General features: G+C 64.9%; 20 protein-coding genes and 1 pseudogene. 15 read left to right on the top strand and 6 right to left on the bottom strand.

All coding sequences use genetic code 11. The features are described 5' to 3' along the window. Window positions 1-53: 53 nt before the first annotated feature. Together NX02_RS19260 and NX02_RS19255 are read left to right on the top strand one after the other, a co-directional pair. On the top strand, window positions 54-1,238 hold the full coding sequence (locus NX02_RS19260) for a M24 family metallopeptidase (protein WP_025293825.1): 1,185 nt from the start codon (window positions 54-56) through the stop codon (window positions 1,236-1,238). 9 nt (window positions 1,239-1,247) lie between these two features. Continuing rightward, entirely contained in the window at window positions 1,248-2,600 is a 1,353-nt protein-coding gene (locus tag NX02_RS19255; RefSeq protein ID WP_025293824.1) for a M24 family metallopeptidase, read from the top strand. 68 nt (window positions 2,601-2,668) lie between these two features. Here the strand turns inward: NX02_RS19255 and NX02_RS19250 are convergent, their stop codons facing one another. Next, window positions 2,669-3,787 carry a M24 family metallopeptidase gene (locus NX02_RS19250; protein WP_245648650.1) on the bottom strand — a complete coding sequence of 373 codons (1,119 nt, stop codon included), beginning with the start codon at window positions 3,785-3,787 and terminating at the stop codon, window positions 2,669-2,671. Window positions 3,788-4,762: 975 nt separating this feature from the next. Between NX02_RS19250 and kdgD the strand changes: the two genes are divergently transcribed. Genes kdgD through NX02_RS19235 form a run of 3 tightly spaced genes read left to right on the top strand, consistent with a single transcriptional unit; the run spans window position 4,763 to window position 8,173 of the window. Then, the gene (gene kdgD / locus NX02_RS19245; protein ID WP_025293822.1) at window positions 4,763-5,701 is read left to right on the top strand and encodes a 5-dehydro-4-deoxyglucarate dehydratase; all 939 of its coding nucleotides are present in this window, start codon (window positions 4,763-4,765) and stop codon (window positions 5,699-5,701) included. Window positions 5,702-5,729: 28 nt separating this feature from the next. Further along, a complete protein-coding gene (locus NX02_RS19240; RefSeq protein ID WP_084717951.1) occupies window positions 5,730-6,617 on the top strand; it encodes a LysR family transcriptional regulator in 888 nt (295 codons plus the stop codon). Further along, window positions 6,614-8,173: a carboxylesterase/lipase family protein gene (locus NX02_RS19235; RefSeq protein ID WP_025293820.1), complete on the top strand. Its 1,560-nt coding sequence runs from the start codon at window positions 6,614-6,616 to the stop codon at window positions 8,171-8,173. The genes NX02_RS19240 and NX02_RS19235 overlap by 4 nt, the downstream gene beginning before the upstream one ends. 185 nt (window positions 8,174-8,358) lie before the next feature. Here the strand turns inward: NX02_RS19235 and NX02_RS19230 are convergent, their stop codons facing one another. Together NX02_RS19230 and NX02_RS19225 are read right to left on the bottom strand one after the other, a co-directional pair. After that, window positions 8,359-10,182, bottom strand: a complete 1,824-nt coding sequence (locus NX02_RS19230) for a DUF8034 domain-containing protein (RefSeq protein ID WP_025293819.1) — start codon at window positions 10,180-10,182, stop codon at window positions 8,359-8,361. After that, the gene (locus tag NX02_RS19225) at window positions 10,182-11,516 is read right to left on the bottom strand and encodes an MFS transporter (protein WP_039997828.1); all 1,335 of its coding nucleotides are present in this window, start codon (window positions 11,514-11,516) and stop codon (window positions 10,182-10,184) included. The genes NX02_RS19230 and NX02_RS19225 overlap by 1 nt, the downstream gene beginning before the upstream one ends. A gap of 299 nt (window positions 11,517-11,815) precedes the next feature. On the opposite strand from NX02_RS19225, the gene NX02_RS19220 reads away from it, so the two are divergent. Further along, window positions 11,816-14,626 carry a TonB-dependent receptor gene (locus tag NX02_RS19220; RefSeq protein ID WP_025293817.1) on the top strand — a complete coding sequence of 937 codons (2,811 nt, stop codon included), beginning with the start codon at window positions 11,816-11,818 and terminating at the stop codon, window positions 14,624-14,626. Here NX02_RS19220 and NX02_RS33660 read toward each other — a convergent pair. Together NX02_RS33660 and NX02_RS34110 are read right to left on the bottom strand one after the other, a co-directional pair. After that, the gene (locus tag NX02_RS33660) at window positions 14,614-14,991 is read right to left on the bottom strand and encodes a phage integrase central domain-containing protein (RefSeq protein WP_245648649.1); all 378 of its coding nucleotides are present in this window, start codon (window positions 14,989-14,991) and stop codon (window positions 14,614-14,616) included. The genes NX02_RS19220 and NX02_RS33660 overlap by 13 nt on opposite strands. Further along, window positions 14,965-15,192 (bottom strand): annotated as a pseudogene (locus tag NX02_RS34110) (Arm DNA-binding domain-containing protein); the annotation flags it as partial. The gene NX02_RS33660 and the pseudogene NX02_RS34110, both read right to left, overlap by 27 nt. 482 nt (window positions 15,193-15,674) lie before the next feature. Between NX02_RS34110 and NX02_RS19210 the strand changes: the two are divergent. From NX02_RS19210 to NX02_RS19180, 7 genes are all read left to right on the top strand, one after another. After that, window positions 15,675-16,007 (top strand): hypothetical protein, encoded by a 333-nt coding sequence (locus NX02_RS19210; protein ID WP_162232706.1) that lies wholly within the window; start codon window positions 15,675-15,677, stop codon window positions 16,005-16,007. A gap of 235 nt (window positions 16,008-16,242) precedes the next feature. Further along, window positions 16,243-16,485 (top strand): flagellar biosynthetic protein FliQ, encoded by a 243-nt coding sequence (locus tag NX02_RS19205; protein WP_245648648.1) that lies wholly within the window; start codon window positions 16,243-16,245, stop codon window positions 16,483-16,485. Between the two features lie 43 nt (window positions 16,486-16,528). Then, window positions 16,529-17,248: a flagellar biosynthetic protein FliR gene (locus NX02_RS19200; RefSeq protein WP_158014100.1), complete on the top strand. Its 720-nt coding sequence runs from the start codon at window positions 16,529-16,531 to the stop codon at window positions 17,246-17,248. Beyond that, complete coding sequence (locus NX02_RS19195) at window positions 17,245-18,297, top strand: EscU/YscU/HrcU family type III secretion system export apparatus switch protein (RefSeq protein WP_025293812.1); 1,053 nt, start codon at window positions 17,245-17,247, stop codon at window positions 18,295-18,297. Before NX02_RS19200 ends, NX02_RS19195 begins: the two co-directional genes overlap by 4 nt. An 18-nt stretch (window positions 18,298-18,315) precedes the next feature. Then, a complete protein-coding gene (locus NX02_RS19190) occupies window positions 18,316-20,349 on the top strand; it encodes a flagellar biosynthesis protein FlhA (RefSeq protein WP_025293811.1) in 2,034 nt (677 codons plus the stop codon). Between the two features lie 37 nt (window positions 20,350-20,386). Next, window positions 20,387-21,133 (top strand): flagellar hook-basal body protein, encoded by a 747-nt coding sequence (locus NX02_RS31695; protein ID WP_245648887.1) that lies wholly within the window; start codon window positions 20,387-20,389, stop codon window positions 21,131-21,133. A 2-nt stretch (window positions 21,134-21,135) separates the two neighbouring features. Continuing rightward, complete coding sequence (locus tag NX02_RS19180) at window positions 21,136-21,924, top strand: flagellar hook-basal body protein (RefSeq protein WP_025293809.1); 789 nt, start codon at window positions 21,136-21,138, stop codon at window positions 21,922-21,924. A 95-nt stretch (window positions 21,925-22,019) separates the two neighbouring features. Here NX02_RS19180 and NX02_RS32615 read toward each other — a convergent pair whose 3' ends face one another. Next, window positions 22,020-22,307, bottom strand: coding sequence for a hypothetical protein (locus tag NX02_RS32615; protein WP_158014099.1), 288 nt, complete (start codon window positions 22,305-22,307; stop codon window positions 22,020-22,022). Between the two features lie 32 nt (window positions 22,308-22,339). Here NX02_RS32615 and NX02_RS19170 point away from each other — a divergent pair, with 32 nt between their 5' ends. Both NX02_RS19170 and NX02_RS19165 read left to right on the top strand, forming a co-directional pair. Further along, window positions 22,340-22,915 (top strand): flagellar basal body L-ring protein FlgH, encoded by a 576-nt coding sequence (locus NX02_RS19170; protein ID WP_158014098.1) that lies wholly within the window; start codon window positions 22,340-22,342, stop codon window positions 22,913-22,915. Window position 22,916: 1 nt separating this feature from the next. Continuing rightward, the gene (locus NX02_RS19165; RefSeq protein WP_025293806.1) at window positions 22,917-24,035 is read left to right on the top strand and encodes a flagellar basal body P-ring protein FlgI; all 1,119 of its coding nucleotides are present in this window, start codon (window positions 22,917-22,919) and stop codon (window positions 24,033-24,035) included. The last annotated feature ends 4 nt before the right edge of the window (window positions 24,036-24,039 follow it).

The following is a 24,039-nucleotide window of genomic DNA, read 5'->3' as shown; positions in this document are numbered from 1 at the left end:
CGGGCGCAGTCGCCCGACGCGACCTTCTTCGCGGCGCGGTCGGGAGCGGCGTGATGGCGGCACTCCCCTCCACGGCGCGTGCAGCCACGAGCACCCTCTCCGTCGCCACATCGATCAGCCGCCGCGAACGCGAGGGCAGACTGCGGCGGCTGCAGGCGGAGTTGCGGCGCCGCAACCTCGCAGCGCTTCTCGTCGAGGCGGGCGCCTCGCTGGTTTATTTCACGGGCATCGACTGGTGGCGTAGCGAACGAACGACGGCGGCGGTCATACCCGCCGACGGCCCCATCCTGGTCGTGACGCCCTTCTTCGAGGAGCCCTCGATCCGCGAGATGCTCGATGTCCCGGGCGATGTCCGGGTGTGGCAGGAAGATGAAAGCCCGTTTCGCCTGATTGCCGACTGGCTTCTGGCCCATAAGGCCGGCAGCGGCATGCTGGCCATCGAGGAAACCACCCGCTTCTTCGTCGTGGAGGGCGTGCGCAGATTGTTGCCCGACCTCGCTACGGTATCGGGTGCCGCGCCCGTGAACGCGCTGCGCATGATCAAGAGCCCGGCGGAGATCGCCCTGATGCAGCGCGCCAACGACATCATGATCGCGGCCTACCGCGCCACGCACGCGCAAGTACAGGCCGGGATGACGGGCGACGACATCAACGCCATCATGCTGCGCGAGATCGCGGCCAATGGCGGGCAACGCGGCTCAAGCAGCGCGCAGGTGGGGCCCGGCAGCGCCTTGCCGCACGGTTCGAAGGAAAGGCTGCGGCTCACCGACGGCAGCGTCGTGCTGATGGACTGCGTCTGCACGGTGGAGGGCTATCATGCGGACATCTCGCGAACGTTCGTCTTCGGGGAAGCCACTGCCGAGCAGCATCGCGTCTTCAGGGCGATGCGTCAGGGCATGGCAGTGGCGATGGAAGCGGCAAAGGTCGGCGCGCCGGCCGGCAGCGTCGATGATGCGGTGCGGGCCTTTTACGAGAAGCTCGGCTACGGCCCACGCTACACGCTCCCGGGACTTTCGCACCGAACCGGCCACGGCATCGGGCTCGACGTCCATGAACCGGTCAACCTCGTGCACGGCGAAGCGACCCCGCTTGCCCCCGGCATGTGCTTCTCCAACGAGCCGGGGCTCTACCTGCCCGGTCGCTTCGGCATCCGCATCGAGGATTGCTTCTACATGACCGACGGCGGTCCGCATTTCTTCACCCAGCCGCCGCCGTCGCTCGACACGCCATTCGGATAAGGGGGTCTCATGACACGTTCGAAGAGCCTGCTCGGCTGCGCCGCGGCGCTGGCCATGATGTCGATCGCGGTTCCCGCCGCAGCACAGGAAGAACAGTCGATGTCGCCGGTCATGCCGGCCATCATGACGCTGCGCGACCAGGCAAAGCTACGGGATGCCTGGCTGGAGCGTCGCTTCCAGACGGTGTTGCCGGCCCTGATGCGCGAACAGGGCATAGACATGTGGGTGCTCGTCGCGCGCGAATATCTGGAAGATCCGGTCGTCACGACGATGCTCAACGCCACCAATCTGCGTGCGCGGCGGCGGACGATCCTGATCTTCTTCGATCCTGGTGAGGGCAAGCCGATCGAGCGGCTCGTGGTCAGCAAGCACGGCATGGGCACGCTCTACCAGCCGGTCTGGGACATGGAGAAACAGCCCGATCAGTTCGCGCGCGTCCGCGAACTGATCGCGGATCGCAACCCCAGGAAGATCGCGGTCAACATCTCCTCGCTCACCGCCTTCGCCGACGGTCTTACCCACAGCCAGTATTCAGATCTCACCGCAGCGCTCACCCCGGACATGCGCAGCCGCATCGTGCCGGGCTACCCGCTCGCGATCGGCTGGCTGGAGACCCGCACGCCGGAGGAAATGAAAGTCTATCCCGACATCGTCCGCGTCGCCCATGCCATCATCGGCGAAGGCTTCTCCGCCGCCGTCGTGAAACCCGGGGTAACGACCAACGAGGATCTCGTCTGGTGGTATCGCCAGCGCGTGGCCGATCTCGGACTCGCATCCTGGTTCCATCCGTCGGTGGAAGTGACGCGCCGTGGCACGCCGGGTGTGCTGCGCGAGCAGGCCAGCGTCATCCAGAAGGGGGACATGCTGCGGGTCGACTTCGGCATCCACTATCTCGGTTTCAGCACGGATACTCAACACATGGCCTATGTGCTGCGTGATGGCGAGCAGGACGCGCCGGCGGGGCTAAAAGCGGGCCTGCGGGACAATAATCTGGTGCAGGACAGCGTGACGGGCGAATTCCGCATCGGCGCGACAGGAAACGAGGTGCTCAATCGCGCGCGCGCCAAGGCGATCGCCGCCGGCCTGAAGCCGCGGATCTATTCGCATCCGATCGGATATCACGGCCATGGCGCCGGGAGTTCGATCGGCCTTTCGGAAGAACAGAGCTTCGTGCCGACCGGCGAATATAAACTGCGTCCCGACATCGCCTGGTCGATCGAGCTCATGGCTTCCAGGCCGGTGCCGGAATGGGACGGACAGATCGTCGACTTCAAGAGCGAGGAAGACGCCTTCTTCGACGGCAAGACCGTTCGCTACATCGATGGCCGGCAGACCCGGTTCCACCTGATCGGTGCGCGCTGAAATCGACGACCACGGCGCGCGCGTCGAGGGAACGGAGCCCGGCAGGATATCTGCCGGGCCCTTCGCGCTTACGGACGTGGCACGAGGATGAAGTCTTCCTGGCCGCCATCGAGAAACCGAAAGCTGCCGTCGGATGCGAGGAATCCGTTCTCTTCGTGCATGAAGCGGACTTTTTGGCCGCCCCACTCCGGGACGTCGCGCTGCGCGTTGAGCTCGATCGACCAGGCCGTGTTCGGGTCGATGCGATAATCGCCGCGGCCCGGCGCCGGCGTCTGACTCTCCCACGCGCCGATCCATGTGCCGGCCCCATGGCCGTGATGGCCGATCGGATGCGAGTAGATGGTCCCGTCTATCTTTTCCGCCTCGATCTGGCGCCGGGCGGTGGCCAGCACCTGATTGCCGCTGCGGCCCGGCTTCAAAGCCGCAATCGTTGCCGCACGCACCCGGTTCATCGCCCCCATGCCATCCCGCAACCCCCGGGGCGCCTGGGTCTCGCCGGGTTTCAGAACATAGGCCAGCCGCTGGATATCGGTGTTGAGACCCAGATAGCTGATCCCGAAATCGACGTGCAGCATATCGCCGGGCATGATGATCGTATCGCCCCGGTGGCCCATTTCCTGGACGCTGAACTTCCCGCCGTCGGCACGCTGGATGGCGACACTTGGCTGGAACCAGGTATCGAGCTTCAGTTCCTTGATCCGATTGCGGAACCACCAAACCACATCGTCGGAAGTCGTCACGCCCGGCGTGATCACCCGCTCGGAGAAGCCCTCCTCGATGATGGCGTGCGAGATGCGTGCGATGATCGGATAGGTCGCCATCTCCTCCGGGATGCGCGTCTCCAGCCAGCCGAGCGCCAAGCGCTCGTGGCTGACGAGCCGCTTGGCATAATCCGGACCGATCGCACGAACGATCGCCTCATAATGGGTCGAGCTGAGGCCATCGGCGAGCGGAAAGCCTTCAGACCGATTAAGAGCGATGGTCGAGGGATTGCGTGCGGCAATGATCTTCGCGAGTTCCGCCCATTGGTCCGGCTGCTCGTCCGGATTCCATGCCGGCGCGAAGTCGCCGACCGGATAGCGCGCCAAAGCGAGCTTCTCGATCGGCTTGCCGTCGCCGGGATCGAAGAAGACCAGGATGGTGCGTCGCCGGGCATGCAGCCAGGTCGCCGGCAGCATCGTCTCCATCACCGGATCTTCATTATATTCGCCGGCAACCAGCACCCACATCTGCACCTTGTCGCGCCGCATCAGCGCCGGCAACACCTGCTCCAGCCGCAGTTTCAGCCAGCGATCCTCTGCCTCGGCACGGCGCTCGAGTGGCAGGATCGCCGGCATGGCGAGTTCAGCGGGTCGCGAGGGCGCAACCGGCGCGGCGGCGGCAAGCGTCGCTGCCAGAAATGACGTCAGCATGTTTCCTCCCTGCGATTTCGTTCACATATCGCACATGTGTGCGAATATCGGCTAACAAGGAACCCCGCCAGATCCCCGTCCGAGGAAAATTTCAGGCATCGACCGCTGTGCGGCGGTCGCCGCGATGTCATGGCTGGCGGTGACCGCAGCGTGCCCGACCTGCCACTATCGACTGCGACGTGCGGGTACCGCATTCCCGCGTGGCTGGCCGAGCTACTGCCCGTGATCGGTGTCTGCGGATCCTACCCCGATGCTCACTCCGATGATGGGGCAAGCCGGAAAGGCGCCAAAGGCGAAAGCCGGTGCCGCCGCTGACGCCGGTGGGAGAGCTTCCTCTACGTGCGCTTCCACGTCGGTTTGCTCCATGAGCCGAATAAGCGCGTTGCGGGTCTCGCGATCGCAGCGGTGGACGGGTTCGACGGGTCGAAGACCGTAGGTCCGGTTGGCATATTCTTGCGGTCCCTGGAAGGCCGCGCGGAACTCAACCCCCTAAGCGAATTCGTCCGGGATAGCCGGGACGCTTCAGTGCGCCGCTCGATCTCGCCGTTGAGCCGCTCGATGGGATTGGTCGAGCGCAGCTTGGCGCGATAGTCATATAGGCGAGACACGATCCTGAGTGGCGGCATCAAGCCAAGGCTTGCATCGATCGTGCGCGCCTTTGGTTTGGACCGCACGGTACCAGGCCCGTATCTGTCATTCGGTAAGCGGCAAGGGGGCATACGCCTGATCCCCAACAGGAGAATTACGGTCATGAGTCATTTCGGCCCTTCGGAAATGGCACGACTTTTGGGGCAGGGTCTGCTGTCCTTCCCCGTCACCCACTTCGACGCGGACGGCGGCTTCCTGGAAGCACCGTATCGCGAACATTGCGGCTGGATGCTCGCACATGAGCTGACCGGCCTGTTCGCCGCCGGCGGCACCGGGGAATTCTTCTCGCTGGCCCCGCAGGAAGTGGCCACTGTCGTCGCCGCCGCGGTCGCCGAGACGGCCGGGCGCATCCCGGTGATCTCGGGCTGCGGCTATGGCACCGCGATCGCCACCGGCATCGCCCGCGACGCCGAGAAGGCGGGCGCGGACGGGCTGCTGCTGCTGCCGCCCTACCTCGTCGGCGCCAAGCAGGAAGGGCTCGCCGCGCACGTCGAGGCGGTGTGCCGCGCGACGGGACTCGGCGTGATCGTCTACAATCGCGACAACGCCATCATCGACGACGAGACCCTCGCCCGCCTGTGCGAGCGCAACCCCAACCTCGTCGGATTCAAGGACGGCGTCGGCGACATCGAGCTGATGACGCGGGTCTATGCCCGCATGGGCGATCGGCTGACCTATATCGGCGGCCTACCCACCGCCGAGACCTTCGCCACCCCCTATCTGACGATGGGCGTGACCACTTACTCCTCGGCGATCTTCAACTTCATGCCCGAATGGGCGTTGGCCTTCTACAAGGCGGTGCGCGCGGGCGACCAAACCTATGTGATGGACCAGCTCCGCGCATTCGTGCTGCCCTATATCGCGCTGCGCAACCGCGGCCGCGGCTATGCGGTGTCGATCGTCAAAGCGGGCATGCGCGTCGTCGGCCGCGACGCGGGGCCGGTGCGTTCACCGCTCACCGACCTGTCGGCCGCGGAAGAGGCCGAGTTGCGCGCACTGATCGAGGGCGTTTCGCCACAGGCGCTGTCGGCGGCGGCGTGACACGCCGGGCGGGGCGGCTTACCCTCCGATGATGTTCGAACTCAGCCAGCTCCGTTGCTTCGTCGCAGCGGCCGAGGAATTGCATTTCGGCCGCGCGGCGCAGCGCCTCAACATGACACAGTCGCCGCTCAGCCGGCAGATCCAGTTGCTTGAGCGCATTCTCGACGTGCAACTGCTCGAACGCACCAGCCGGCAGGTCAGCCTGACCCCGGCTGGCGGCGTGTTCCTGATCGAGGCGCGGCGGATCGTGCGGCTGGCGGACAGCGCCGCATTGCCCGCCCGCCGCGTCGCCAAAGGCGATGCCGGCCGCGTCGCGCTCGGCTTCACCGCGGTCTCGGGCTATAATGTGGTGCCGCGCATCGTCGCGCAGGCGCGCATGGCGCTCCCCAATATCGAACTGGAACTGCGCGAGATGGTTTCGGGCGATCAGGTCGATGCGCTGCTCACCGGCCTGATCGACATCGGCTTCGTCCGCCCGCCGATCGACCGCCATGAGTTCGAGACGAGTTGCGTGCTGCACGAGCCCTTGGTCGCGGCGCTGCCGCCCGGCGATCCGCGCCAGGCCAAGGCGGCGCTCGACCCCGCGGACTTCGATGGGCTGCCGCTGATCATGTATTCGCGCCAGGGCGCCAGCTATTTCCACAACATGCTGGTGGCATTGTTCGATGAGGCGGCGGTGGCGCCGCTTTACGTCCAGCACGTCACCCAGATCCATTCGATGCTCGGCCTCGTCCATGCCGGGCTGGCGGCGGCGATCGTGCCCGAAAGCGCGACCGGGCTGCACATGATGGACGTCCAGTTCCGCCGGCTCCTGACTCCACTGGAAAAGCCGGTCGAGCTTCACATGGCGTGGCGGCGGGACAACGCCAATCCGGCGCTTCCCGCGATGCGCCAGCTTTGCGCGGAGACGGCATGAACGACAAAGTGGACCGGCGGACGGTGCTGGGGGTGATGGCGGCAGCACCGATGATCGTCGCGGCCACGCGCGCGTCCGGTACCAGTCCGATCGCCACCACCCGCCACGGCCGGGTCCGCGGCAGCTTGGAACGCGATGTTCTGGTCTTCCGCGGCGTCCGCTACGGCGCCGACACTGGCCCGCGCCGTTTCCGCCGTGCGGTGCCGCCCGAAGCGTGGACGGGCATCGCCGACGCTACGCGATATGGCGCCGCCGCTCCCCAGACCCGCGCCGACGAGCCGACCTCGGAAGATTGCCTGTTCCTCAACGTCTGGGCGCCGGCGCTGGACGCGGGGCGGCGGCCGGTGATGGTCTACCTGCACGGCGGCGCCCACGCGCACGGCTCGGGCAGCGATCCGCTGTACGATGGCGGCAATCTCGTGCGGCGCGGCGACGTGGTGGTGGTCACGCTCAACCACCGGCTGGCAGGGCTCGGCTATGCCTATCTCGCGCAGCTCGGCGGGCCGGCGGAATCGGGCAATGTCGGCAATCTCGACAGCATCCTCGCGCTGCAATGGGTGCGCGACAATATCGCCGGCTTCGGTGGCGATCCCGGCCGGGTGATGGTCTTCGGCCAGTCCGGCGGCGGCGCCAAGGTGGTGACCTTGATGGCGATGCCGGAGGGCCGGCCGCTGTTCCACAGCGCCGCGACGATGAGCGGCCAGCACGTCACCGCCGCCGGGCCGATGCACGCCACCGAGCGTGCACGGGCGTGGATGGCCAAGGCCGGCGCGGCGGATGTCGCGGCGCTGCAGGCGCTGCCGGTCGAGCGACTGGTCGAAGCGATGGCGATGACCGACCCGCTGGAGAACAAGGGCGAGATCAGCTTCGTCTCCACGCTCGATCATGGCGTGCTGCCGCGCCATCCGTTCGTGCCCGATGCGCCGCGCGAGGCCGCGCACATCCCGCTGATCGTCGGCAACACGCATGACGAGACTGCGCTGTGGATCGAGAAGATGCTGCGCGCGGGCGACACCACATGGGAAAACCTGCCGCAGCGCCTCGCCAGCCAGACGGTGAAGGATCTCGCGCCCGACCATGTCATCCGCCGCTATCGCGAGCTCTACCCCGATCGCACACCAGGCCAGATCCTGCTCGCGGCGACCACCGCGGGCCGGTCGTGGCCGGGCCATCTGATCCAGGCCGAGGAGCGCGCGAAGCTCGGCGCGCCGACCTGGATGTACCAGCTCGATTTCCCCTGCCCGGAAGCCGGCGGCATCTTCGGCGCCTTCCACTCGCTCGATATCCCGCTGGTGTTCGACAATGTCGACGCCCCCGGTGCGCGCACGGGGAACGGCGCCGACGCCCGCCGCCTTGCCGGGCAGATGGCCGATGCGTTCATTGCGCTGGCGGCGCGCGGCGATCCCAATGGCGGCGCGCTGCCGGCATGGCCGCAATTCGAACTGACACAGCGGCCGACGATGATCTTCGATCGCCAGGTGCGGATCCAAAATGACCCGCGGCGCGAGGAACGGCTGCTGTTCTCGGTGGCGCCCTATATCAAGCCGGGCGGTTAAAAGGGAAAAGCCGACAGCCCGTTGCTTCCGCGCTGAGCCATCCCCGTGAAAATGGCGCAATTCCTCCGATTGGCGCCGATTGGGTGTCGAGACTATCGAAGCACGCCCTACCCAGCGTGCTTCGATACGCGCCTTCGGCTTCGCTCAGCCGCCACTCAGCATGAGCTGTATGGAACGACCGGCCCCTACGTCCAGGGAAAAGCCAAGGTCGGCGACAACGCATAGCGCGTCATCTTCAGCACCAGCCGCGCGCCGCAGCCGGGATCGAGCGCCACATCGACGTCCCGCCCGCCGACGCAAATCGTGCGGCCATCGACCGTCACCGCATCGATGCGGTGCTCGCCATAGGCGCCGCCGCGGATCACCAGGCGATAGGCTGCGCCGAGGTTGAGGTTGACCAACGTCACCTCGGTGCTGTCAGCGGTGATGCGGTGGATCAGCGCCGCAATATCCTCGGGCACGCCAGCGCGACGCGAGACCGGATCGAAATAGCGCAGCCGGCAGTGGAGCGGCACGCCGCCCTGCGGCGGCGAACTCTTCGACCACGGCGGGCGGGCGATGTGGAGGCCGCCGGTCATCGTCTGGACGAGGCTGGCGACGCTCGCCGGATTGATTCCGATCGGCCAGTCGGCGAGGCGCGTCTCGGGCGTGGTCGTGTCCTCCTCGCGCAGCTTCACGCGCGCATCGATGCGTGCGAGGTCGGCGGCCAGCGCGGTTTCGGGATAAGCGGGATTGCGGCCCTCGAGGAAATCCAGCCAGGGATGGTCACCGGCAGCCGCGCGGTCTTCGGCGCGTTGCGACATATACCAGATCTCGAAACCGTTGGTGCGGTAGGCGCCGGGCTTCCAGCCATACCAGCCCTTGGCACCATACATCGTCGGCGCCGAAAGCGTGCCCTTGATGCTGCGGGAGGCATCGTTGATCCGCGCGGTCTGGCGGCGCCACAGGTCGATGAAGCCCATGTCGCCGCTCATCACCACCGCGCCCATGAAGGCGGTGATCGATCGCGGCACGCGGTTGCGATTCTCGCGCTCGCCGGTCTGCGGCACCTTCGGCGAAAAGCCCCAGCCGTAGACGCCCTTCCACCAATCCTTGCCGACACTGCCGTCGGGCCGCACATGGCTGGGCAGGATATCGTCGTTCTTCGCCGCGCGCTCCGCCCAAGCGCCGAGATAGTCGAGCGCCCAGGCGCGATAATGGTCGCCGCCACCCAGTGCATAGGCATTGAGGCCCAGCGTGGTCGCTTGCAGGTTCAGCGGATTGTCACCGATCACGTCGCCATATTCGGCATAATGATCCAGCGTCTGCTGATAACTGGTCTCACCATGCTCCATGTGGAAGGGCGCGGGATCGAAGGGATCGCCCGCCCAGTCGAGCGGCGTCGCTTCCCGCAGCATCGGTCCGCGGCTGCCGTTGAGCAGACTGCGCATCATCCGCCGGACAGGATCGTAATTGGCGACGGTGGGATCGCGGCCGGTGTAGAAATCGGCGAAGCGCCGGTTGCGCTCCTGTAGCCGTGCGTTCCCGGGCATCGACAGGCCCATGACGTTGAAGCTGGTCAACCCCTCGGCATTGTGCTGCCAATCCATCTGCACCGGGAATTCGCGGTGATACATGCCATCGCGCGCGATCGGCACATCCACCGTCTTCGCCGCGGCGAACTGCTGAAGATGGCCTTCCCAGAAGCGGCTCGCCAGGTCGCGGATGCGATCGTCGCCGCCCAGCGCGTGGAGCAGGAACCAGTCGTTGGTCGCCTCGGCCGCGTCGTCCGGCCCGTCATTGGCGCCCCAGCGCTCGAACACGCGCAGCCGATCGCGCCCGTCGACATATTTGGCATAGAAGGCGCTGCAGGCCGCCGCATTGGCATCGAGCAACTGGCGCTGCATCACCGCCCAGCGCGGCGCCTTCATCTTCGTCGCGAGGGTGACCCGCTGGGTCGCCGCGCGCGCCTGGGCGGGCATGGTGAGCGCCACCGCGCCGGCAAGGAAGCCGCGTCTGTCGACCCGCATTACTTCAGTTCCAGCCGGCGGATCGGACCGACGATGACGAGGAAGGCGAAGATGGTCAGCAGGCAGTGCGCGCCGACGAAGACGAGCGCGAGGTCGAACGATCCGGTCATCGCGACGATGTAGCCGACGACAATCGGCGTGACGATCCCTGCAATATTGCCGAACATGTTGAAAACGCCGCCAGAAAGTCCGGCAAGCTGCTTCGGCGCGACATCCGCCATCACCGCCCAGCCGAGCGAGGCGACGCCCTTGCCGAAGAAAGCTACCGCCATCAGCGTCACCACCAGCCATTCCTGCTCCACCCACACGCAGGCGATGATCATGGTCGCGAGCAGCATGCCGAACACCAGCGGGCCCTTGCGCGCCATATCCAGCGATCCGGTGCGCTTGAGGATATAGTCCGACGCGAAGCCGCCCACGAGCCCGCCCGCGAAGCCGCACAGCGCCGGCGCGGCGGCGGCGAAGCCGGCCTCCAATATGTTGAGGCCGCGTTCCTTGACCAGGTAGATCGGGAACCAGGTGACGAAGAAATAGGTCAGCACATTGATGCAATATTGGCCGAGATAGATGCCGAGCATCATCCGGTTGGCGAGGAGCTGGCGGATATTGGCCCAGGTGAAGGTCGAAGCCTTCGCGGGGCCGGATCCCCGATCCTCCATGTGGATCAGGCCACCCCCCGCCTCGATATGCGCCAGTTCGGCGGCGTTGATCGCGGGGTGCCGCGCCGGGCTGTGGATGTAGCGCAGGAACACCGCGGTCGCGACTAGGCCGAGCGCGCCCATCACCCAGAACACCGATCGCCAGCCGAAGCTGTGCACCAGCAAGCCCATTAGCGGCGCGAACGCGACCAGCGCGAAATACTGCGAGGAATTGAAGATCGCCGAGGCGGTGCCGCGTTCCGGCCCCGGGAACCAGGCGGCGACCAGCCGCGCATTGCCCGGGAAGGACGGCGCCTCGGCAAGCCCGACCAGGAAGCGTAATGCGAACAAGGTAGTGACGATCGGCAGCCCGACGAGGAATCCCACCGTGCCCTGCAGCGCGGTGAAGACGGACCAGAGCGCGATGGCACCCGCATAAATGCGCTTGGTGCCGAACCGGTCGAGCAGCGCGCCGCCGGGAATCTGCGCCAGCACATAGGCCCAGGCGAAGGCGGAGAGGATGAAGCCCATCTGCACCGAGCCCAGACCCAGCTCGCCCGCGGCGGCGTTGCCCGCGATCGAGAATGTTGCGCGATCGGCATAGTTGATCGACGTGATGATGAAGATCAGCGCAATGATCCGGTGGCGGACGTGGCTCGGTTTCTCGGCGGCGTCGGCGGCTGCAGCTCGGAACAAGGTCGGGCTCTCCTCATCGTGCCGCCCATCTGCCGGGGCGGTCGGACCATCCATCCTCTCACGCTAGCCGTCGTATCCACCACGGTCCAAGTCGAAAACGGACATGATCAATCCATATCTTGGCTTGATCCGAGAGCCGCGTCGGCCGGCATTCACCGATCAGTGCAAGCCGTGCATCGATCCATGCCTCATTGAGGTTGGCGTTCGGCGGCAGACCGGCGCTATCGAATCATGGTCCGATCCGGCGCCAAGGCCGGGCAGCATAAGCGCAGCGCGCGCACAAATAGGGGAGTGAGGCCATGAATGGCACGCGTCGACTGAAGATGATCCTGAGCCTTTCGGGCGCGCTGGCATCAATAGCTGCCGCGGCACCGGCCTTGGCACAGGACGATGCGACCGGCGCATCGCCGGACACCGCGGCCGACGCGGCATTGCCGCAAGAGGCCGCGCAGGACATCGTCGTCACCGGCTTCCGCGCCAGCCTCAACAGCGCGCTGAACCTCAAGCGCAACGAGACCGCCACGATCGACGCGATCAAGGCGGAGGACATTGCGGAATTTCCCGATCTCAACCTCGCCGAATCCCTGCAGCGCATCCCGGGCGTGGCGATCAGCCGCGTCAACGGCGAGGGCCGCAACATCTCGGTCAGGGGTCTCGGGCCCGAATATACCCGCGTCCGCATCAACGGCATGGAAGCGATCGGCACCACCGGCGGCACCGACAATTCGGGCGGCGTCAACCGCGGTCGCGGCTTCGATTTCAACATCTTCTCGTCGGACCTGTTCAACAACCTCTCGGTCCGCAAGACGGCCACGGCCGACGTGGAGGAAGGGTCGCTGGGCGGCACGGTCGATCTCCAGACCTCGCGGCCGCTCGACTATCGCAAGCCCACGGCGGTGCTCTCCGCCGCGGCCAGCTACAACGATCTCAAGCAGAAGGTGACGCCACGGCTCTCGGGCCTCGTCACCACACAGACCGAGGACGGCACGTTCGGCGTGCTGCTGTCGGTCGCCTATGAGGAGCGCAAGCTGATCGAGGAAGGCGCGAACATCACGCGCTGGACCTATGGCGGCTTCAACGGGGGCTTCAATCCTGCCTCGACCCTGCCAGGCTATACGATCGGACAGATCAACAACAACGATCCCGACACCGCGCTCTTCCACCCGCGCATTCCGGGCCTGGTGAGCTACGATATCTCCCAGAAGCGCCTCGGCGGCGCCGGCTCGATCCAGTTCAAGCCCACCGACCGCACATTGGTGTCGATCGACGCGCTTTATTCGCGGCTCGACGGCACCCGCAAGGAAGCGCAGCTTCAGGCGATCAGCTTCAGCCGTTCCGGCTCGGGCAAGCCCCAGACGATCATCCGCGACGGTGTGGTCGACGAGAACAACAACATCGTCTCGGGCACCTTCGACCGTGTCGACCTGCGCTCGCAGGCGCGCTACGACATCCTCAAGACCGAATTCTACCAGGTCACCGGCGCGGTCGACCATGAGTTCAGCGACCGCTTCAAGATCGGCCTGATGGGCGGCTACGCCAAATCGGACTTCACCAATCCGATCCAGACGACAGTGACGATCGACGCGATCAACACGCCTGGCTTCCAATATGATTTCTCCACCCGCTTCCCGACGATTTCGCCGGGCGTGGACGTGACCAATCCGAACAGCTTCGCCTTCCTCAGCGGCACATCCGAAGTGCGCATCCGTCCGCAGACGGTGACCAACGCCTTCACCACCGCCAAGGGCTTCGTCGAGTGGAAGGCGCATGACGTCGTCACGCTCAAGGCGGGCGTCGACTGGCGCAAGTTCGAATATGATTCGACGGAGCGCCGCCGGCTGTCGGGCGAAACCGTGGTCGCGCCGCTGACCGCCGCGCAGCTTGCCGGCATGACGACCTTGTTCGATGGCTTCGGCAAGGGGCTGAACGTGCCGGCCGGCACGCCGACCGCATGGATCGTCCCTGATCTCAACGCCTTCATCGATCAGGGTGGCATCTACACCAATCCGCTCTACGCGACCGGCGGCGTCGAGAACGCCACCGCGCGCGGCTCCTACATCACCGTTACAGAGGAAGACACCGGCGCCTGGGGCATGACGCAGTTCAACCTCGACACGTTCGGCGTGCCGATCCGCGGCGATATCGGCCTGCGCTACGTCAACACCGACCAGGTCTCGACCGGCTATGCCAGCCAGGGCACCGCGATCAACCTCGTCCAGGCGGATCGCAGCTATGACCGCTGGCTGCCCTCGCTCAACCTCGTCGGCAACATCACCGACGATCTGCAAGTGCGCTTCGCCGCCGCCAAGACGCTGGCGCGCGCCGGCATCTCGTCGCTCAGCCCCGGCGGCAACCTCAACGTCTCGGGCGGCAATCGCAGCTTCAGCTCCGGCAATCCTGACCTTCAGCCGATCTCGTCGAAGAATCTCGACGTGTCGATCGAATGGTACCCCACGCCGGGCGCGATCTATGCGGTTTCGGGCTTCCGAAAGGATATCGGCACCTTCGTCCAGTCGCTGAGCGTGGGCGTGCCCTATGCCAGCCTAGGCCTGCCGGATTCGCTGCTGAACGGCACCACCGCCTCGCCCAGCGATATCTTCATCGTCAACCAGCCGGTCAATTCGTCGGGCGGCATCCTCAAGGGCTTCGAGGTCAACGTCCAGCAGCCCTTCAGCTTCCTGCCGGGCTTGCTCGCCAATTTCGGCGTCCTGGCGAACTACACCTACGTCACCTCGAACATCGAATATCTGACCGCGGCGGACGGCAGTTCCTCGGTCACCGCGCCGCTGGTCGGCCTTTCCAAGCACGCCGCCAACGGCACGCTCTATTACGAAACCAAGCGCTTCCAGATCCGCGGCTCGGTGGCCTACCGCTCGAAGTATCTCACCGCAGTGCCGGGCACCGAGGGCAATGCCTTCAACGGCACCAACCGTACCATCAACCTCGACGCGCAGGTCAGCTACAACCTCACCGAGAAGCTCAAGCTGAGCATCGAGGCGATCAACCTCACCGACGAGGAGAACGACCAGTTCGTCGACGAGACCAATCGCCTGAGCGTGCTGACGCACAGCGGCCGCCAGTTCAACTTCGGAGTACGCTACGCCTTCTGATCTCCCTTCTCCGGGCGTAGCTTTCTCGGCCAGCCGTTCGCCCGCCGAACGGCTGGCCTTTTTCTGTCGGGATTTCGGATCACGGTGCGTGCGAACGAGAGAATATGGCCGGTGGCGACGATCTCCCGCAGGACGCCGAGGATAAGCGGCGGGGTGAGTTGCGCGATCGGCAGGGAGCCGATCCTTGGAAAAACATCGCGCTCGAGGCTGCGGATGATGTCGCTGGCATGGATCGCTGCCCACTGAGCCTTCGCATTTCCGTGCCACTCGCGAGCCACCCGCTCGAACGTCTGGCGTGAGGCCTCGATGTTCGCCTCGACCTTCGGACGCTTCGCGACATTGGGATCCCGTCCGTCGCACAGCATGGACCAGGCTTCGTCGCGCTTTTCACGGGCGTCCGCCAGCGAGACGCGCGGATAAGCTCCGAAGGCCATATCCTTCTGTTTGCCATCATACTCGTAGTTCCAGCGCCACAGCTTGCCACCGCCGGGCGTGACCAGCAGGTAGAGGCGGCTGGCATCGGTTGGTTTATAGGGTTTCGGGCGCGGTTTGGCGGCGCGAACCCTGGCGTCGGCAAGATATCACCTTGGCAAACCGCGTTCGTCGCCAAATCTTTCGGTGGCCCAATGGCGAACAATCGCCAGAAGCCCGTCCCTATCAGGCGCGCGAACAACAAGCGCGAACCACCATCGCACTGCGCGTAAAGAAGTCAGGCAAGCCTCCGTGCCGTGTCGGTGGTGCCTTTCCGGGAGGTTCTCATCCTTGAGGGCGTTGGAGGCAAACTGTTGGCGAGCGTACCGTCCTGCCTGGCCCCGCAAGGCGAGTTCGTGCAGGTCGGCGATGCAGGAGGAGACCACTCACCGCCTTCGATGCCAAGGTTGGCCGACTGCACTCGGGCGGCGCGTTTGGTAGCCCGTCGCCATGCGGATGCTTCCCGGGCGAAGAACTCAGCCGATCTGAGCCAACGATCGCGGCGCCGCTCCTCCCCGACCTTGCCTAACGATTGGCGGCCGGAACGCAGAAGCCGGTCATCGGGCTGGAAGGATCGTTGCTCGACTTCAACAAGAATTCGGTTGCGTTGCTCGCGCGCCGGTTCAAGGAACAGCCGCTCTATGGATCGACTGACGCGCGGCTGTACGATGTGCGGTGTGCTTGCGGGGTAGGCGGCAGCCCGGTCCGCGCGGCCGAGTCGACGGACAACACACTTACCGATGGTGAACCCAGCGCGGCAACAGGGGCCAATGAAGGCGAGTTGTCATGTGACTGCCGTGCCGGCTTGTTCGTGCGCTCCAGGTTGGACGATGACGAAGATCTTCGAGTCAATCGAATTCATCGCCTCACACTCCGAGCCGCAATCAGCACAATGCTCGCCAACCAATAACACCACTCGATCACGGACCTAAGGCGACATTTTGTTTTCCAGCTTGCTCATACCGGACGCTCCTTCTCACAGCTCAGAGCATCCGGAAAACCCGGGACGCTTCAAAGAGAGAACACTCCGTTCCTGACCCGCGGTCGTTCAGCTAACGATTGATTTCTGGCTTTTTCGGTCGCATATGGCCGGCCTGAGTTGGGGGACTCTCAAACGCATGAATGCTGATCAGGCTCTTGATCTGATGAACGCGCTGCTGTGGACGAGTCTGATCGTGGCAGGCCCGATCCTGGCTGCCGCCCTAATCATCGGCCTCGCCATCAGCGTCCTGCAGGTCGCCACGCAGTTGCAGGAGATGACCCTCAGCTATGTGCCCAAGCTCGCAGCCTCCGCGGCCGTACTGATTCTGCTCGGGCCCTGGATGCTCGAGCACGTACGGCAGTTTGCGATCTCGGTTCTGCTGAAGATACCCGAGGTCGCGGGCTGATCTCATGCCGTCGACGGAACTGACGGACTGGATCGTCGGGTGCATGCTGATGAGCCTGCGCGTCGCCCCTGCCCTGTCATTCGCTCCACCTTTTGCGCTCATCCGGGTTCCGGCGCTCCCGCGCGCGCTGTTCGGAATGGGACTGGCCGCCTGTCTCATTTCGGGCCGCCCGGAACTCATTCCCACAAGTTTGCAATCGGGCGCAATCGCCGCAGCAGCCGCCCGTGAGCTCATCCTGGGCGGCCTTTTCGCAACCGCGCTCCACCTCTCCTTCTCGGGCCTCTACATCATCGGCCGCACGATCGACATCCAGGCCGGCTTCGGCCTCTCGCTGCTGATCGATCCGACGACCCGAGGCCAAACGCCACTGGTCGGAACCCTCTTCGTTTACACGGTCGGCGCCATCTTCTTCGCGCTCGACGGCCATCATGACCTGCTGCGGATCCTCGCCGCGTCGCTCGATGCCGTTCCCCTGGGCGCCTATGCGATGACCTATTCACCGGCCGCCGCCGGTGCGCTGCTCGGCGCTGCAGCTACCGCCGCGTTTGGCATCGGCGGAGCGGTCATCCTCGTCATGTTCATTGCCGACCTTGCGATCTCGCTCCTCTCGCGAACCGTCCCGCAGATGAATGTCCTGGTGCTCGGCTTCCAGGTCAAGACGATCCTGCTGCTCCTCACACTGCCGGCGACATTCGCGGTCGGCGGTAGCCTGTTCGTCCGGTTCGTCGCGATGATGCTCGAAGCGATACCGAGGCTTGCATGAGCGGCGAGGAATCAGAACAGGACAAGTCCGAGCTGCCAAGCCAGCACAAGCTGCGCAAGGCGCGCGAGCAGGGTCAGGTTGCGCGCGGCATGGATCTCGGCTTCTTCGCCACGCTCGCGGCCGGATTGCTTGTGTTCTGGCTGTCGGGCGAACGCTTCGTCGAGGCAATGGCGCGGGCGATGCGCGAGGCATTCGTCGGAACGAGCTCGCCCGACCGGGGCGCGATCCTTCATACCATCTCCGGCACCGCCGTCGATGTGATGGGTCCGGTTCTGACGCTGGCCGCCAGCGTCTTTGGCGTCGCGTTGCTGCTCGAGTTGATCCAGACAGGGGTGGTGTTCTCGGCCAAGCCGCTCAAGCCCGATTTCAGCAAGCTGAACCCGGCGAAGGGTCTGAAGCGCATCTTCTCCATGCGGATGCTGATCGAAACCGCCAAGAATGTCGTGAAGCTTGCCGTTTATGCGACCGTCGCATGGATGGTGATCGATCAGGTGCGGATGCACGTCCTTGCGATGCCGGACGCGTTCCACCTCGCGGCCGAGCTCCATCATACGGGGCTGCGCCTCCTGGCGTGGTTCACGCTCATCGCGCTGCTGTTCGTCGTCTTCGATCAGTTGATCGTCCGCCGCGATTTCACAAAGAAGATGCGGATGAGCCGACGCGAAGTGCGCCGCGAGCATCGCGAACGCGAAGGCGAGCCGCGGCTCAAGCAACGGCGGAAGCAATTGCACGCCGAGTTCGTCAAGCTCAGCCAGAGTCTGCGTGGGATCCGGGGTGCCGATATGCTCGTCGTGAACCCGATCCACTATGCCGTCGCGCTGCGCTACGATCGCAACCGGGATACGGCGCCATTGATCGTGGCACGGGGTAGCAATGCCATCGCTCTGCGGCTGCGTCGGCTCGCCTTCCTCCATGGGGTGATAATCATCGAGGATCCCGTACTTGCGAGAGCCCTTTTCCGCCGGGGCGCGCTCGACCGCATGATCCCCGAAGATCTCTACCGCCCGGTTGCCGCGCATTACCGCGCTTTGCCTGCCACGCAGCACTGACCAGAGAAGAGCCACTCGATGTTCGCGACCGCCGTCGGCAAGAACCAAGACCTGTTTCTCGTGGGGGCCGTGCTCGCGATCCTGATGATCCTGTTCGCGCCGATTCCGCCGGCAATGCTGGACATGTTCATCATCATGAACTTCGCGCTCGCGCTCACGATCCTGCTGCTGACCTTCTACGTCGAGAAGCCCGTTGAATTCTCCACCTTCCCCTCCCTGCTGCTGGTCGGGACATTGTTTCGGCTTTCGCTCAACGTCGCGGCGACGCGGCTGATCCTGACCCAGGCGCACGCGGGCGATGTCATCGATTCGATCGGCAGCTTCGCGGTGCAGGGCAGTTTCATCGTCGGCCTGGTGGTGTTCTTCATTCTCGTCGTGGTGCAGTACATCGTCGTAACGTCGGGCGCGCAACGCGTCTCGGAAGTGGCCGCACGCTTCGTGCTCGACTCCGTCCCCGGCCAGCAGATGAGCATCGACGCCGATCTCAACATGGGGCTGATCGACCAGAACGAAGCCAAGCGCCGGCGTGCCAATCTCGAGAAGGAAGCGTCCTTCTACGGCGCGATGGACGGCGCCAGCAAATTCGTGAAGGGCGACGCCATCGCCGGTATCATCATCCTGCTGATCAACATCTTCGCCGGCTGGATCATCGGCGTCGCCCAGCTCGGGCTCGGCTGGTATAAGGCACTTCAGACCTTCACCTTGCTGACGATCGGCGATGGCATCGTCACGCAGGTGCCGGCGCTGATCATATCGGTCGCGACCGGCATTATCGTGACGCGTTCCGCGTCGGACCGACAACTCAGCACCGAGGTGCTGCGGCAGCTGACCTCGGTGCCCAAGATTCCGCTCATCGTGATCACCGCGCTGCTCATCCTGCTCGCCCTTCCAGGAATGCCGAAATGGCCGATCCTGATCCTGATGGCGCTGATGGCGGCGTTGTGGTTCACGCTGCGCCGGCGGACGGAAGCCGCCGAAACCGCGCTCTTCGATGAAGGCGAGCAGGAAGCCACCGAGCAGGGCGACATGCGCGCGCCGCCACCGATCGAAATACTTCTCGGCCGCGATTTGAGCGCCCATTGGCAAAGCTACAAGGCGGTGTTGAGCGAACGCATCGCGGCACTGAGGGTCCAGCAGGAGAAATCCACGGGTTTTACCTTTCCCGCCGTCACGTTCCACGACGGCGCATCACTGGCGCCAAACGATTATGAAATTGCGCTGTTCGGCGCGCGCCATGCCTCGGGCCACCTCTATCCGGAGAAGACGCTGGCGATCCGCGGAACATCGACCGATGCCAGACCACTCGCCGGGATCGAAGCACGCGATCCTGCCTTCGGCCTTCCCGCAACATGGATCGACGATGACAGTCGCGATGAGGCGCGCGGCAGCGGCTACACATTGGTCGACCCGATCACCGCGCTGATGACCCATCTCGGCGAGGTGGTGCGAGTCGAAATGCCGACATTGCTGTCGCGCGCCGATGTCGTCGCGATGCTTGAGGGCGTGCGCTCGCGGCAGCCGGGGCTGATCGAGGAGATGATTCCGGCCATCATGTCGGTATCGGATATCCAGCGCGTTCTGCAGGCGCTCCTCGCGGAAGAAGTTCCGATCCGCAACATCGACCTGATCATCGAGAGTCTCGCCGACGTCGGACGCGGAACAAAGGATCCGGCGGAACTCAACGAGTTGGTGCGCCAGCGCCTCTCGCACAGCATCTGTCACAGCCTGCGTGGGCACAATGACGCGCTGTCGGTGCTGAGCCTCAACCCGCGGATCGAATCGCAGATTTCCGACAGCATCCGGCGCAGTGACGGCAATGGCATGTTCGTCATCGAACCGCGCCTTGCCGAGCAGCTGGTTCGCAAGCTGGCTGCCAACGCCGACGCGATGACCAGCCAGGGACTGGCGCCGGTGCTTCTGTGCGGTCCCGATATTCGCCGCCATCTCAAGACGTTTACGCGCCGAAGCGTTCCAAGGCTTGCCGTCCTGTCGGTCAACGAAATTCCGCATACGATCGATCTGCAGTCGTTCGCGGTCATCTCCAGCGAATAGTGCTTTTCCGCGTTTCAGAATGCGACCAATCGTGGCGATGGCTGCTTGCGAATGGAAATATCCTCGCGTAAACAACAGATTTATGGGGGCATTAATCGATATAGCGGGGGTCATACTCTCCCGCGCTGAACGAAGCGCGGAGATTGTCGGCCACAATATCGCCAACGGGACGACTCCGGGTTTCAAGCGAAGGATCGATTTCGCGCGTCTGCTGGACTCCCGACAGACAGACAATTCGACCGAAGAATCCTTCGAACGGATCGACCATTCGAAGGGGGCACTCGTTTCTACGGAGTCGATGCTCGACGTCGCGCTTGCGGGTGACGGCTATTTCATGCTGCGGTCGAATGACCAAACGCTTTATACCCGCAACGGCCAGTTTTCACGCGATGCAGACGGCAGATTGACGGCCAGCGGACGCGCCGTAACGGATATGACCGGGGCCGAGATCCGGGTTGGTTCCGGACAGATCGAGATCACCAGCGACGGAATTTTGCTCGAGGGCGGTGCTCCGGTGGGGCGACTTGGCGTCATCGATTTCGTCGATCGCTCGCGGCTGCGGCCGATCGGGGACGGCGCGTTCACCGCGCCCGAGGATGTCGAGGCGATCGCGGTCGATCGTCCCATGGTCCACCAGCGGATGATCGAGGCGTCCAACGTCTCGACCGGCACGGAGATGGTCGCGATGATGGCGGCGCTGAGAAGAGCCGAGGCGGGTCAACGCATCGCCAGCACCTATGATGACCTCATGGGACGCGCGATCACGGCATTCGGGCAGGCCTGAACATGAACGGTGCATTTTACGTCGGAGCGGTCGGCCTCAATGCGCATGAGCGTGCGCTGGCGATCGTCTCTCACAATCTGTCCAACATCAACACGACCGCCTTCAAGCGATCCGCGGTGCGCTTCACGGAACTGGTGGATGCGCCCTCGATGACCGCGCGCGCGGACGCTGTCGATCCGGACACCCAGGTCAAACTGCGCTCACCGTCCGTTTCTGGCGTCGCAGCAACGTCGGTTGCGCCGGTCTTCGAGCAGGGCGATCTGAAACCGACGGGCGGCGCGCTGGATATCGCATTGAGCGGCGATGGCTTCATCGAACTTGCAGGCCCGGGCAACGAGACCTTGTTGTGGCGCGGAGGCACGCTCAAGGTCGATCGCGATGGCTATCTCGCAACGGTCGAGGGTATCCCGCTCAAGGCGATGATCAGTGTTCCTGACGACGCGACGGCGCTCCAGATCGGCCGCGACGGCAGTGTCATCGCCAATTTCGGCGACGAGCAGTCGCCGCGTGAGATCGGTCGCATCGACCTCGCGATGGTGCGGGATCCGTCAGCCCTGCTGCGCGACGAGGGCGGCTATTATCGTGTCGCACTGGACGCTGATCTGCGGGTCGCTGCACCGGGCGAGGATGGCGCGGCCCTGCTAATCCAGGGCAGCCTTGAATCCTCGAATGTCGAGCTCTCGAACGAGATGGTGTCGCTGCTGCTGATGCAGCGCGCCTATGCAGCCAGCGCGCAGATCGTTCAGGCAGGTGACCAGCTTATGGCAATCGCGAACAGTCTGCGACGCTGACGATGATCGTGGGGGGGAACATTCTGGCAGTCGCCGCGCTCGCAGGAGCAATGACCGGCGCACCACCCACAGACCGCTGCGTCGAGGTCGTACGCTCACTCGCGGGTGGCGGCTTCCCGGTAGAGGCGGATCTCGCGCCCACGACCTGTCCCGCGGTGATCGAGAGGGCTTTCTGGTTCGATGCCACGTCGGGTGTCGTCAGGGCGCAACGGGATATCGCTGCGCACGAAGTGGTGGCAGCGCCTCCGCGAGACATGCTTGCGCTGCACCGTCCGGGTGACCCAATCACCGTTGAGGTTCTGATCGGGCCGGTTCGCGTCCAGCGGGACGTCCTGGTCGTCAGACCGACGCGCGCAACGCAGCCATTGCTCGTCAGAAGCCACGACGGCTCGACCTTTGTCGTGAAGGGCGCGCCGTGAAACCGCTTCTGGCATTGATGGCAGGCGGGCTCATTATGACGCCGTTCGGCGCGCGGGCAGACACGCTGTACAAGCCCGGAGATTGGCCGGCCCTCGCGGGTGATCGCGTCGCGACAGCGACGGGCGATACGCTAACCGTCATCGTCTACGAAAATGCGAGTGCCCAGAACGCCGCGCAGAATGACTCGCGCAGGCGCAGCGACGTCGATGGTCAGATCGTCGCCGGATCGGCCTTCAGCGAGCGGGGTCAGCTCGGCTTGGGCGGAGCTTTCGAATCCGGCGGACAGACCGGCCGCAGCGGTCGCATGGTGGCGCAGCTTAGCGTGACCGTCGAGGAGGTGCTGCCCAATGGGGACCTGCGCATCGCCGGTCGTCAGTCGCTCAAGATCAATGGCGAGAACACGGTCATCCGGCTGCGCGGGCGCGTTCGCCGGGTCGATATCTCCCCGGCGAACGCGATCATTTCGAGCCGCATCGCCGACGCCGAAATCGATTATGATGGGAAGGGCTTCGTTTCGAGCAGCGCCCGGCCTGGTATCCTCGCCAAAATCTTCAATTTCCTGGGATTGTAGGATGCGCATGCCGCCATTCGCCGGGGCCGCGCTGGCCGCCCTTTTGCTGATCTGGTCCGGGACCGCCGCCGCGGAGCAGGTGCGGATCAAGGATCTCGGGCGATTCAGCGGTTGGCGCGACAATGCGCTGGTCGGCTATGGCATCGTCACCGGCCTCGGCGGATCGGGTGACTCGCCGCGCAGCGAGGTGACCCGTCAGGCACTCCGAAACGTGCTCGGTCGGCTGGGCACGAACGTGTCGCCCGAGCAGATCCAGAGCCGCAATGTGGCGGCCGTTATCGTCACGGCAACGCTGCCGCCTGCTGCCAACAGCGGCGACCGGATCGACATCACCATCTCCTCGATCGGCGACGCGCGGAGCCTGGCCGGCGGCACGCTGCTGATGACGCCGTTGCTCGGCCCCGACCAACGCCCTTACGCACTCGCGCAAGGGCCGGTGGTTGCGGCCGGCTACCGCTTCGAAAGCAATTTCAACCTGCGGCAGCGCAACCAGACCACCACGGTCTCGATTGCGAGCGGCGCCACTGTCGAAGCGGGTGTGCAGGCCCGCCTCCTCGGTCCCGACGGCAAGATCGTCTTTCTGCTGCGCGACGCCGACTTCACCACGGCCGATCGGATCGCCACCGGCATCAATGCCGCACTGGGACATGGGGTGGCGCGCGTCCGCGGTGCCGACGCGGTCTCGATCGATGGCGATGCGCTTGGCGGCGACGTCAATCAGATCGTTGCGCGAATCGAGGGGCTCTGGGTCGAGCCCGACAGCCTTGCCCGCGTCGTCGTCAACGAACGCTCGGGCACCGTTGTCGCCGGCGGCGGCGTCCGCATTTCCAGCGTCGCCATCTCGCAGGGCGATATCCGTATCTCCGTCAGCATCGATAATCAGGCGTCGCAGCCGTACGGCATCGCCGGCTACGCACCGGGTGTCGGCAGCCTCATCGTCACCAACACGCGGCTCGATGTGGATGAGGGCAAGGACGCGGTCGTCCGGTTTCCGAACACGACGGTCGCCGACCTCGTCGAGGGTCTGGCGCGCGTCAAGGTCGATACACGGGGCATGATCGCCATTCTTCAGGCATTGAAGTCGGCTGGCGCCCTTCATGCCGATATCATCGTCCAATAGTCGG

Origin of the sequence: Sphingomonas sanxanigenens DSM 19645 = NX02 (assembly GCF_000512205.2) — a bacterium.
GTDB lineage: Bacteria > Pseudomonadota > Alphaproteobacteria > Sphingomonadales > Sphingomonadaceae > Sphingomonas_D > Sphingomonas_D sanxanigenens.
Note: the sequence above shows the minus strand (reverse complement) of the source record. Positions and strands in the feature narration are given on the sequence as shown.